This window comes from Geothrix sp. (assembly GCF_030219325.1).
In the GTDB taxonomy this organism is placed as follows: domain Bacteria; phylum Acidobacteriota; class Holophagae; order Holophagales; family Holophagaceae; genus Geothrix.
The window spans coordinates 316,801-330,459 of record NZ_CP126625.1 but is presented as its reverse complement, the minus strand read 5'-3'; the positions used below and the strand labels follow the sequence as shown (position 1 = coordinate 330,459).

Below are 13,659 nucleotides of genomic sequence, written 5' to 3'. Positions count from 1 at the left end.
CTGCGAGCGTCTTCGGGGAACCTTTGATGCCCCTTGGACCGATTCCCTCCGAAGTCGAAAACAGAGCGCTTTTGGCAGCGCTGGGTGAATGCCGACGTAAGTCCAGTACTGAAGCGTTGGACCCATTTCTGAGAGCCTACCCTCACTCGAGTTGGAATGCCTCGCTGTGCGCCAATCTGGCGGACATGGCCCTAGAGGCAGGGCAGGTGTCTCGAAGTCTCGAGTACTGGGTCAAGGCATGGAATTTGGCTCGTGCTGATCAGAGGTCCAGTTCACGGATGCTCCTGAATCGAATTGCCGGATCTTATGCGGAGCTTCTGAGCCACCTAGGGAGGAGGGAGGATCTTCAGAACGTCCTCCAAGTAGTCGATGGTTGGTCTGGACCGGTTCACGGCAAGCCGTCTACTCAGCTGGCCTTTGCGCGGACCGTGTTGGACGGGTTGGCGGCAGATCCCAGGTCAGGTTTGAAATGCGGTCCGATGGCACTTTCAGTGCTTGAGCGAGAAATTCATTCAGGGATGCCGTTGGATCGCTCGATTCTGGCAATGCCCATCGAAACCGATGGCACCTCCCTGTTGCAGAACTGGCGAATGGCAAATGCTCGAAAGTTGAATCTCCAAATGGCCCATCGAGAGACTGGGCAGGAATGGTCAACTCCAGCCATGGTGCACCTGAGCCTCGGCCACTTTGTGGCCGTAATTCAAAAGCGCGATGGGATGCTTCTTGTGAGGGACTCACTCTTCGGAGGGGAGAGGTGGATTCATGAAGCCACTCTGAACCAGGAAAGCTCTGGTTACGCTCTCATTCCCAATGGCCAACTTCCAGTTGGATGGCACTCGGTGTCCGAGTCTGAAGCGGCACGGATATGGGCTGGTGACTCCTGTGGCGGTGGAACCGCCGCGGACCCTCATGCACCTGTTCCCGAAAATCTCGCACCAGCCTGCACCGGAATGCCGGTGGCTCAGCTCAACACGCTCAGCTCGGCTCTTTTGCTCAACGATATTCCAGTTTCCTACACGCCTCCACGTGGACAAAAGATCGCCCTTACTCTCACCTACAACAGTAAGAACGCCGATCAGCCGGCCACCTATACCTACTCAAACCTAGGACCGAAATGGGCGTTTGATTGGGTTCTTACTCTCACCGATGATCCGACGACAGTAGGCCAGACGGTGAAGCTACTCCCAGCCAGCGGGGGCATGAAAGCCCAGGTTGGCTACAACACTCTCACCCAGACCTATGCCCCGGACTACTTCAATCAGGATCAGCTGGTCCGGACCTCAGCCTCCTCCTACAAGGTGGTTCACCGGGATGGAAGCAGCGACATCTACGATCTGACCGATGGGGCGATCGTGGCGCCTCGGACCCTGTTCCGGACAAGATCGATCGACCCATCGGGTAACACAGTGACTTACGGCTACGATGCCCAGCGCCGTCTAACAACCGTCACCGATGCCTTGGGCCAGGTGACAACCCTTTCCTACGGGTTGGCAGGAGATCCCAAGAAAGTCACCTTAGTCACGGACCCCTTCGGTCGAACGGCAAGCATGACCTATACAGCGTCTGGCCTTTTGGAATCCATCACGGATGCATTGGGAATAACCACGACGTTCAGCTATGGGCCGACCACCCAGAACCCGGCGATGGCTGCCGATTTCATCAACGGCATGACCACCCCCTATGGCACAAGCACATTCGCTTGTGGCAATGGTGCGGCGAACAATACTTGGATACTTGCGACGGACCCTTCTGGGGATCAGGAACGCAGTGAATATGTCGGCCTGGTCAGCAGTCTCCCCTTGTCAGATCCTGTGGCGCCAGTCGGAGTGGTTAATACAGGGCATTGGTTCTTTAATTCCTATTACTGGGATAAGAGAGCCATGGAGATTTATCCGGGCGACTACACCAAGGCCAAGATCACTCATTGGGTGTACTCACCTGGAGGCTGGCTGAATTCGGTCCCGTCTTGGGAAAAGAAACCACTAGAGTCTAGGACCTGGTTTCTACAGGCCGGTCAGGCAAACTCCCAGGAGATGGGAACCATATCTAGTCCGAGTGCCGTATTGCGGATTCTGGATGACCTAAGCACCCAGTCGACCCTCACCACCTACAACACCATTGGGAAGCCCACCCAGGTCACTGACCCGCTGGGGAGGGTGACTTCATATGTCTACTCCACGGATGGCATCGATTTGCTGGAGGTTCACAACCTCACTGGCGGGATTGATGACCTCCTCGCGAAGTACACCTACAACACTCAGCACAAACCGCTGACCACAATCGATGCAGCTGGGCAAACCACCACGTTCACTTACAACGGTTTCGGCCAGATCCTGACCATCACCAATCCGAAATCGGAGGTCACCACCCTAACCTATGACCTGAACGGATACCTTCAGAACGTGAAAGGCCCGCTGCTGAATGCGGGTCAACAGATCACAACCTTTACATATGATCTCGTGGGGCGTGTAAAAACAGTCACGAATCAACCCGACAATTACACTCTGACCTACGACTACGATAATTTAGATCGCCGAACCACGATTACCTACCCAGACGGCACCACCGAGGAAACGCTTTTCGATCGGCTGGATGCGTGGAAAACAAAGGACCGGCTCGGGCGCTGGACCGTGATGTCCTACAACGCAAGCCGACAACTCACCAGTGTGCAGGATCCTCAAGGGCGCATCACTCGTCTCGACTGGTGTGGGTGTGGAACGCTAGATGGTCTGACTGATCCCCAAGGGAAGATCACATCATGGGTGAGGGATATTCAGGGGCGCGTGACCGGAAAAATTTTTCCTGACCTGACAAGTCTGCAATACGCCTATGACGCGATCGGTCGTCTTGCTCAGCGAATCGACGCCAAGGCTCAGGTCACCAAGTACAGTTACTACCAGGACAACGCCCTGGCTGCAGTGACCTATTCCAACACCAGCAAGCCCACGCCGAATGTGAGCTACACATACGATGGTCGTTTCAATCGGCTTGCCACTTCAACAGGTGGATTGGGAACGACTACCTACGTATACAATCCAATCACCTCTACTCCAACCCTGGGTGCCGGTAGATTGGCGAGTGTCACCGGCCCCTTGGCCAATAGCACCATCACCTATGGCTATGACGCGCTTGGTCGGGTCACCACTCGGGGAATCAATGACATCAACGAGACCCGCACCCTAGATGTCCTCGGACGCATGAGCACTGTAGCCAATCCGCTTGGCACTTTCACTTATACGTTTGATGGGCCCACAAACCGTCTTCAAAACATTGCGCTGCCGAATGGTCAAAGCACAGTGTTTGGCTATTCCAGCGCGAGCGGAGACAAGCGACTTCAATCGATTCAGAACCAGAAGGCAAATGGAACGAACATCTCAGCATTCAGCTACTCCTATGATGCCAACGGCCAGATTCAGACCTGGACCACTCAGGCGGATGCACAGAACCCCAAGGTGAATACCTTCACCTATGATGCGGTGGGTCAGATCCTGTCGAACACTCAGACCGACGCGGTGACTCAATCCGTCCTGATTGCGTACGGATATGGCTATGACGAGGCTGGGAATCGCACGACATCGCAAATCAACGGTGCGACGACGGCTTCGACCTTCAACAACCTCAACCAGCTTACGGGGGAAACCTATAGCGCGACGCCCATGATCACAAAGCCTGGCGGAAAATCCAAACAGCCGGGGAGTAAGACCAAACCACCACGAAGGAGTCCTGAGGCTGCCAAACGTTTGGCGGTTGCGAAGGCTTCTGCCGCCGAAGTCAAGTAGGGCTCGAACAATGAATCTCTCGATCCCCCCCTTCTACTTCCTAAGGCTCCTCATGCTGAAGACCTCACTGCATTCTGTTGAGACACCAAGTCAAGAGAACTCCCACTGTCTGATTTCAGTGAATCAGGTTTCCGCGCACCTCACGGGTAGAGCCATCTCAGGAGAGCGCCCCCTGTTTGCTCTACTCGCGGTTCTTGGAATGCTTTGTTTACCAAGCCAATCCCTGGGAGCCGTGCCAGCAAGCTTCCACTCCGCCACGTCCTTGGCATTCGCCGCCCCGGATGCCACGATATCGGCACCTGCCAATGCGACTGTCGGCGCCCAGTATCTCGCGGCTTCTGTACCGGATGTTGCCGGCAACACATATCAATGGACCATCACGGGCGGCACCCTGGCTCAGGGTTATTCCAATTCATCCACCACCTATTTTCATGCTGGAACCGGAGCGACCCTTACCCTTCAATGCCTCGTGACCAATGCTGGTGGGTCCAATACGGGAAGCCAGACTGTCAACCTTGTAGCTGCGCCCAGCATTAATTCTCTGACGGGTGAGGGTAGTTACCCGGCCGGCGTTACCCTGGCTTTAACTCCCACCTTCTCGGGTGGTACGGGGGTTATAGATCAAGGAGTCGGGTCAGTTACAAGTGGGGTGGCGATTTCTGTTCATCCAACCACCACTAAGACCTACACCCTGACGGTAACCAATGTGGCTGGGACCTCCGTTTCGGCGACAGCAACCGTGACTGCGGTTCCACCAGATGCATCCATTTCTGTTCCCTCTGCGTTGACGGCAGGTATCCAGAACACTGTTTCTCCCATCTCACCTATCCAGGCAGGGTGTACCTGGGCCTGGTCGGTCGCTGGCGGAACCCTAGCGGCCTATCCAGGGGCTACCAGCAACTACTGTTACGTTATTCCATCCGCGATTGGCAGTTGCACAGTCACTCTTACAGTGACCAACCAATACGGGGTTCCTTCCACCCGCGTGGCCACTATCCCAGTGGTGGCCGCACCTCAGATCGTCTCCTACACGGCGACCCCAGCTAATGTGGCCTCGGGTGGGGCGGCTGTGCTTATTGGGACGTTCGCCAATGGCAATGGAGTTATCAGCGGGGGGATAGGGAAGGTGATCAGTCCGTTCTCGGTCACAGTCAACCCATTGGCCACGACTTCCTATTCCCTCTGCGTCACCAATGCTGCCGGTACCCAGATCCAACAGCCTGTTACTGTCACGGTGCCTGCCTCCCCAAGTGCCCAAATTTCCGGTCCCACCACAGTCACGGTGGGTGTTAGTAATTCTGCTTCCGTGCCCTACTCCTTTGTGGCTGGGACCACCTACGCTTGGACCTTGCCGGGTGGAACCATCACCAGCGGGGCCACGAGCAGTTCAGTCTCCTACACAATTCCATCGGTGGGTTCCTACACCTTGACGTGCAAGGTCACAAACCCGGTAGGCGTTTTTCAAACTCAGTCCATCACCCTTACAGGCGTCCTACCACCTACGATTTCCTCGTTCACTTCAAGCAAGTTGAATCTGACCCCCGGTCAGTCCTGTGTCCTGACACCATCCTTTGCCAATGGCGTTGGCTACATCGATTCTGGTCTTGGTCAGGTCAGTTCAGGCACAGGAGTGACAGTGACTCCGGTTGGGAGCCACACCTACTACCTGTCTGTAACCAATTCGGCAGGGACCAAAGTGACTTCAAACGTCACCGTCAATGTGGATCCTTACGGGCCCAATTCGACGGTGGCGGCCACCTCACCAGTAACTACGGCCACTTCGCAGTCAGCTTCAGTGGCTTACGTGGGCGGTTCCTCATACCTATGGTCCATCGTAGGTGGAACCATTACTTCAGGGGGAACCAGCAACACGGTGTATTACACGGCTGGTTCAGTCGGAACCTGTACGCTCACCTGTCAAATTACCAGCCCTGCTGGCGTGGTGCGGTCGGGAAGCGCGACTGTAACAATCGTTGCTGCCCCATTGATCACCTCATTCACAGCAAGTGCCACGACGATCACCTCCGGCCAGAGCATCAATTTGACTCCCACATTTAGTGGTGGGGTTGCCACCTTAACTCCTGGGGGCGGCGTCGTGGCCTCCGGATCGGTGTACCCGGCTTCCCCGAAGGGCAGCATCAGTTATTACCTGGTAGTAAAAAATGCAGCCGGAATCACCGCCACTAGCCAGGTCAATATCACGGTGAATCCCAGTTCACCTGGAGGCATCACCCTCAAGACACCCGTTACGCTCAATGACACTGGATCCTGGGCGTCAGTGCCCTACGACGCAGCCAGCACGTATGTGTGGACCGTCACTGGCGGGACGATCATCAGCGGGGGCACAGCCTACTCGATGTATTACAAGGCTACGGGGGTGGGGACGGTCACGCTTCAGTGTGTTGTAACCAAGGCTGGCGTTCCATCGACGTTCACGAACACGGCTACCTGTGTTGCGGCACCAGCCATCAACTCGTTCACTGCTACCCCGGCCAATGTGACGCCTGGTACCGCCGTAACTCTCACCCCCTCCTTTACGGGCGGAACCGGCGTTATCGACATGGGTGTTGGTGCCGTGACCTCTGGTGTTGCCAAGACCATTAACCCAACCCAGACAAAAACCTATACCGTATCCGTCACAAATGACGCCGGCATCACCGCCACAGGCACAGCTACAGTCACTGTTCCTCCTGCCCCGATTGCAACGATTCAGGCGGATGACACGATTACGCTGAGCTACATCAACAGCTACTCATCTCAGAGTTACACGGCCTCCGTGCCATATCAGGCAGGATGCACCTACCTCTGGACCATTGTCGGAGGAACGGCCTCCGGTAGTACCACAGCCAACGCCCTTTCATTTGCTACTGGTGCTGCCCCTGGAACCATCACGCTAGGATGCACGATAACCAATGCCGCTGGGGTTCAGGCCACGGCCACCAAGACAGTCACTGTGATTGCGAATCCTTCGATCACAGCCCTGAATGCGACCCCCACAACCGTTGCAAGTATGGGCTTGGTCACCGTGACTGGGGCGTTTGTCGGCACGTCAGCGAATCTCACTTCGAGCCTTGGTGGGTACTGGAATGTCAGTTCTGGTTTTTCGATTCAGGACCGGCCTAACTCAACGACAACTTACACCCTCTCCGTGGCAAATTCGGTTGGCAGGGTGCAGACCCAAACAGCGACTGTGTCAGTTGCCGGGCTTCCCGACCCAAACATATCGGCCCCCACAGCCGTGACGACGGGCATCTCTGCCAACTGCACCGTGCCTAACCAGAGTGGCACCTACGCATGGTCCATTGCAGGAGGAACCATCACTTCCTCGACCACGACCCCCGCTGTGGTATTTACTCCTGGGCCAGTAGGTACCTGCACCTTGACCTGCACGGTTACGAACCTGGGTGGTGTGCAGGCCACTGCCACAAAGTTGATTCCAATCCTTCCTCTCCCCGTGATCAGCTCATTCGCACCCCTCAAGAACCCCATCAATCAGGGCGATAGCACCACCTATAAGGGGGTTTTCAGTGGAGGGACAGGCTCCATTCAGATCAATCCGAGTATCACAATATTCGGTGTCGACAGTGGACAAGTGGTAAGTGCGACCCCAAACCAGACAACCAACTTCCAGCTCACAGTGACCAATCCCGCCGGGACATCAGTGCAATCTAGCTTCACCCTCAGCGTGACACCGCTTGCACTGTCGATCTATCCCAGCGTCACCGTTCTACCAATCGGGTACAACCAACTTTTTATCGCCAGGGACACAAGAGATCAATCTCCTCAGGTCACTTGGAGCGTGCAGGAAGCTGGTGGCGGCACCATCAATGCTAGTGGGGTTTATTCCACTCCACTTACTGCGGGCCTCTTCCATATTCAGGCGCTGGGCCCACTCAATTCAGGGCTCTCGGCAACAGCCTCTGTTGTGATTCCGAAGGAAGTCGAGGTCTCACCAGATTCCATTAGCTTGGCCCCGGGAGCAGCCCATTCCTTCACAGCGACTCTGTTGGGTTTTACTGATCAGAGGGTGGCCTGGGGAGTGCAGGAAACGGGAGGTGGTTCCGTAGACAAGGGTGGACACTACACCGCCCCCGGGAGCCCCGGTATCTACCATCTGGTCGCAACAAGTATGGCCGACCCCACCAAGTCGGCGGTCGCTACCGTTCAAGTGTCGACTGGGAAGATCACTGTGGCAGTCAGTCCAAATGCCACCTCATTGGCCAAGGGGGCGCAATTCACGTTCACGGCCATAGTGGAGGGGAGTGCCAACACTGCCGTGACTTGGTCAGCATCAGGCGGAACCATCAATGCATCCACGGGGGCCTACACAGCTCCGAATACTTTCGGAACCTATACCGTGACCGCAACAAGCGTGGCAGACGTGAACGTGAAGGATGAGGCCACGGTTGTGGTGAGTGGAGGATCCAATTCCGCGACTCTGGCCTACGACCTCAACGGGAACCTCATCAGTGATGGAGTCCGAACCTTCGAGTGGGACGCGGAAAACCGTCTCGTTACCGTCACCATCATTGCCACTGGGCACAGAAGTGAATTTGGTTATGACGGGCTTGGAAGGCGCGTCGAGATCATTGAGAAAGACCCAGACGCCACTCAGACGCTCCAGATTACGAGCGACAAGAAGTACCTTTGGGATGGCGTGGAGATCGCGGAAGAGCGCGACAGCACAGGCGCCAACGTCACCAAGCGCTTCTACAGCCAAGGCTTTGTGGATAGCGATGGAACGATCCTTCTCTACACCCGGGATCACCTAGGCTCGATTCGTGAGCTTGTAGACGTGAGCCAGAACGTGAGGGCGCGGTATGACTACGATCCCTATGGACGCTTGACGAAGGTCCAGGGCGTTAAGGACAGCTTGTTTGGGCTCACTGGGTACCTCTGGCATGCGCAGAGTGGGCTAAATCTTGCGCTCCACCGCGCCTATGACCCGAATGCTGGACGCTGGATTAGTCGGGATCCAATCATGAATCCAACGCGCCTTATTACACCTGGGCTCACGGGGATGCTGCGGGCTGGAGTTGTCACGAAATTGATCTCTTCAGTCGATGCAGAGAGCCTTCCAGACGGTTCCAACGTTTATTCATATGTTGGCAATAATCCTTTGAACAACATTGATCCATTAGGGCTTCAAGGCCTCACGTCTTGTGATGCTTCAATCATGAATTGTCTGAGGCTTCCTTCTCTGGCAGCGAGAGTCGCTTGTTTGAGATTGCTGTTTGAGTTGTTCGAAGATGGTGGTGGCCCAGTTCCAAGCAATTTGAGAAATGCCCTGAATAGAGCCAGTAGTGCATTACAAAATGCAATAGATCATGTTTTTAGCGGTGGTCGAGGACATAACTTCGATGCTCTGCTTAGCCAGTTTGGTGGCGATAGAACTCAGGCTTATCAGGCAATTGAAAACGCAGCAATAGCAGCAGCCCAAGGACGTGGAAATGGTCCATTTGAGGTTACGGTTAACGTTGGTGGTCAAATATTTACAGCCACTGGCAATGTAATTAATGGGAACCCGGTATTCGGCAACGCATTTTATAGGTGAATCTGATGAATGAATTTGAGTGGGATGATTTCGAAAATTTGATTCTAGCCAAAATTGTAGAGGGGAATGATCCCCTTCTCGGGTTACTAAAGGATCAAATAAATAATATTGTTAATCGAGAAAGAAAAACTACTGGGGTTGGGTTTTTCACGAAATTAGAGATTTCCATGAAGTCCCCAATTCCATCATTACTCAAAGGAAAGGACTTTGTGATATCAGATGTTATTGTGCAGATGAATGGTCTCGAATCTGGTGCTGGGTTCAACTTGTTTGTCACAGATGGAGTGCTTGATACGCTCGAGGGTTACACTTTCCAAGAATCATGGCCAGATATATTACAGATTATTAAGATCGATTACAGAGACAGTGAACGGAAGTTCACTTGGGCCTAACAGGTGATTTCCACCAAAGATACCGGCCTAACCCTTGGCTCAACTCGGATCCCGCCTGCTTTGCTTTCCGCTTTCTCACATCATTCCGCTGTCTCGGCTCCGCTCATCACCTTGGTGCAGGAATTGCTGCTGAGCTTCATCCGTTAGGCAGCTGATCTTCAGGGGAGGGGCTTATATCGATCGCCTCTGCATGCAGCGCACAAGGTCTCTTCATGGAGGCATGTGGCATCCCACCCACATTGTTCGCAAATGTGGAAGGACGCCTCCTCAGCGTGCCTGATCAAGGCTGAGGCCTCGTCGTTCCAGGAACCCTCAAGATTGCACCTAAGTCCGCCGAACTTCTGTTTGATCTGGAATACCCGAAGGTCTTGGAAGTTCATAGCATCCAGTTTCTCCAGTAGGCCGGCAACGAGGCCATACCAACCAGGCCCAATGTCGAAATACGCTGGACCCGGAAACCCCTCGAAGAGGCGCGGGAAACGGGTTTGAAACTCTTCAAGTATTGAGACCATCACGCCACCTTCTTGATTCGCTCGATGCTGTGCAACCTAAGCCAGCATTTATGAGGCTTTCCTGAGTATCGGCCATACGCATCCAATTCGGATCTAGAGCGGCCTCTACAGTGCATGACGTCACCACGGCTTACCGAGACGGGATCGTCTCGATGTGGGCAGACGCTATCACATCCGGTCGGGCGATTCACTTACCTTTCTATTCGACGAACTGGCCCAAAAATTAGCCTCATTCGACTCCCTATTCGACTCGCTATTCGACTCTCTATTCGACGCGCAAATATAGTGTGCAAGCGGTTTTCAGGAGATTACATTGAGGGACCGAATCACTTGGTCAGGACCGTTTGATGAGAGGGAATCTACGCGTGTGCAAGAACGATCCTCTTCACCTCCTTCTTGCCATGAGGAAGGCCGATCGCCACCTTTGGCGGTGCCTGAACCAGATCGATAAGGGCGCCCACATTCGCATCTGTAGGGCCAAACGCAGGCGCGAGCCCGTGGCAGTCTTGGTCCCTTACGAATGGTACGTTCTGGCCACAGGTTTTCAGGTCGCACCAGAAGGAAATGAGACGAGGTACTTCCGATTCTCAAGGGAGTTCTGTGATTTCGCCATGACTCGGAAGGCTGCCCTCAAGATCACCCCAGACGAATCCAGGAATTACCTCATTAGTCATGATCTGGGTGACCCGGGGGATCATCACGGAGGCCCTGGTAACCCGGAAACCGGGCAGGACCTGGAGTGATCGGATGGGCAAGCAAATCAAACACCAGGGCGAGCAACAGTGGGCCATTTGGGTGGAATCATGTCGCCGAATCTCTACAGCCGAAGCACGCACTGCAGAGCCGGGCTGGCAGGGTGGCGGCTCCTGGCATTGGGGTTTCACGGGCGACAGATCCGTCCATGTGCGGCCTAGGCAGGGTTAGGACTCCCTCTGGTTAACCATCATCAACCTCCTACGAAGGAGTTCCATGCGCCTTGTGTGCATCTCCGACACTCACAACACCCACAAGACCCTGAACATTCCACGTGGAGACATTCTCATCCACGCCGGAGATGCCACCGGGCAAGGGACCAGCCTGGAGGTGAACCGCTTTTTAGCTTGGTTTTCAACCCGCCCGCACCGGCATAAAATCCTCGTGGCGGGTAACCATGATTGGCTCTTTCAGCATGATCCCGACGGAGCCGCCCAGCTTTTGAGAGCCAACCCTGGCATCACCTACCTCCAGGACTCCGGGGTTGAGATTGAGGGCGTCAAGTTCTGGGGTTCACCCTGGCAGCCCTGGTTTTGTGACTGGGCGTTCAATCTGCCGCGCAATGGACCCGCCCTCCGTCAGGTCTGGAACAAGATCCCGTTGGACACGGAGGTCTTGATCACCCATGGACCTCCAAGAGGGATGCTCGATCAAGTACATGGCGGCCCTCACCTCGGTTGTGAAGAACTGAAGATCAGACTCGCCGCCGTTCGGCCTCGGGTTCATGTGTTCGGGCACATCCATGACTCGTACGGGGTAGCTCGATCCAAGGTCACCACCTATGTGAACGCGTGCAGTTGCGATGAGGAGTATCGAACTACGCATCAACCCATTGTTCTGGACCTCTGCCCCAAGTCCATCAAGGTTCACGGAATTGAACCCAACCGGCGGTTGGAACGCCTGGAACGTCTGCAGGTGGCGTTGAAACCAACCGAGGGTGCCCTCCGAGAGGAGGTGCTGTACGAGTTGCCTCCACATCAGGTTGCCGGTCTGCACGAGATGGCGGAAATCCGAGAGATGAAGGCAGATGCCCTCCTTCAGGATTATGTTGTACGAGGGCTCCAATCCGATCTGGCCAAACACCTTCGATCTGAGAGGAAGCCGACCAAGCGACCTATCCCCTTCACCAAATTGGAGGAAGGGCGTGCGGAGGAATGATTCCCGAAGGCCCCTCCACCCCCGGGTGAACAGATCCACGAGGATGCGGATCCACCCCGGATGGAGGAACCCCCAGATCGGCTCAAGCCAACCATTCATCCGCAGAGGTGCCAGGAGCGCCTTCGTGCCGTCGGACCCGCAAGCTCCCGTCCCGATTTGGCCTATGGATGTATCGGGCATCACTGGGGTGGGGAGGAGCCATGGTTGAGAAATTGTCCTCTAGGTCCGAACTCCGAGGGTTTTTCGAGATTGCGGATGCATGGGGTCTGACGACCGAGCAACAGAGAGCACTCCTGAACATTCGGACGAAGACCACCTTGAGAGCTTGGAGAGCTACCGGAGCTGCCCGGCTAGGCATGGACCGGCTTGAAAGGGTCACGAGCGTTCTTGTGATCCATGAGTGCTTGCACAGCCTCCTTCCGTCTGATGAAGCAGAATCTTGGATATGGCGAGACAACGACCATCCTCTGTTTGGCGGATCACCACCCATTGTTCGGATGGCCTCAGGGGTCGTCGGGTTGGTCCGAACAAGACTGTACCTGGAGGGGTTGCTTGGCTCCAAGGCCGACAGTCGGCAGGTGCATGAGTGAGGAATTGCTCGGCCTGACTTCCAACCCAGCTGCCCTCACCAGATATTCGTTTTAAGTCTTCTACAAGTTTGGTTTTCCCCTGTCATGAGGCATGGCGATCAGTACACTCTTGAACATAGATGATTAGAATTATTAAAAATCGATTGTTTTCAAATTTGAAAACGAAATTATTTACGATTCATCAAGGCAAGTGCATGTTTATAGAGATATACCGCAGGTAATTCCCGAAAAGCCCATCGAAGCTCGGCCTCACGAACACGTGGAAGAAAGTTGTCGGTTCGGACTCCCCGAGCAGTTTTCATTACCAAATTTATGTAATCCCAGAAGTAATAAAGGTTGAGCCCCCCCCTCCAGCCTCCAAATCCCACTTGAGCTCCTCGGTACTCTTCTGCACTTGGTCTGGGAATCCATCCGTTCGCAGACCCCGATAAACATTCGAGTGGTTAATAATAAGCGAAGTTCCTCTAGCAACATGCGCCTTGACTAAGGGATGGATTTCCGTATTACTTCTACTCGAGATTACGAATAGGCGAAGGCTCCCTTCAGCGCTCATCATCCCTAGGAGCAATGGGCGTTTTTTAGGTAAAGAGGACCGATTCGGAGGCGGTAACTTCAATCTAGGCTTATAGTTCCACGCCTCGACGTGTACAACACCATCCAACACCCCTGTGTATGGTGGTGCGGACTCTTCGATTTGGATCCTGAGATGCCGTAGATAGCCAGCTACCGTACGGGTCGATAATCCGGTTTTTTCAGATATGTAGCTGATAGGGAATGTATTAGCCCAAAACCATAGAATCAATTGGAAGACATCATCCACTCTTTGAACTGGTCGAGGGGGTGTAATTGCCATTCGATGCTTCGTGATTTTAGGCATGACTTGAGTCTACTCGCTTCCTATTGCCTCTCTCGATAGCAGGT

At 54.5% G+C, this 13,659-nt stretch carries 5 protein-coding genes; all 5 read left to right on the top strand.

The genetic code is table 11. From position 1 onward, the window contains the following. Window positions 1-479 precede the first annotated feature (479 nt). A complete protein-coding gene (locus QOZ81_RS01375; RefSeq protein WP_291202743.1) occupies window positions 480-3,779 on the top strand; it encodes a hypothetical protein in 3,300 nt (1,099 codons plus the stop codon). Between the two features lie 10 nt (window positions 3,780-3,789). Beyond that, window positions 3,790-9,333, top strand: coding sequence for an RHS repeat-associated core domain-containing protein (locus QOZ81_RS01370; RefSeq protein WP_291202746.1), 5,544 nt, complete (start codon window positions 3,790-3,792; stop codon window positions 9,331-9,333). A 5-nt stretch (window positions 9,334-9,338) separates the two neighbouring features. Beyond that, window positions 9,339-9,725 carry a hypothetical protein gene (locus tag QOZ81_RS01365; RefSeq protein WP_291202749.1) on the top strand — a complete coding sequence of 129 codons (387 nt, stop codon included), beginning with the start codon at window positions 9,339-9,341 and terminating at the stop codon, window positions 9,723-9,725. 1,481 nt (window positions 9,726-11,206) lie between these two features. Further along, window positions 11,207-12,148, top strand: a complete 942-nt coding sequence (locus tag QOZ81_RS01360) for a metallophosphatase domain-containing protein (RefSeq protein ID WP_291202752.1) — start codon at window positions 11,207-11,209, stop codon at window positions 12,146-12,148. A gap of 167 nt (window positions 12,149-12,315) precedes the next feature. Continuing rightward, window positions 12,316-12,738, top strand: a complete 423-nt coding sequence (locus QOZ81_RS16715) for an antitoxin Xre-like helix-turn-helix domain-containing protein (RefSeq protein WP_441316714.1) — start codon at window positions 12,316-12,318, stop codon at window positions 12,736-12,738. The last annotated feature ends 921 nt before the right edge of the window (window positions 12,739-13,659 follow it).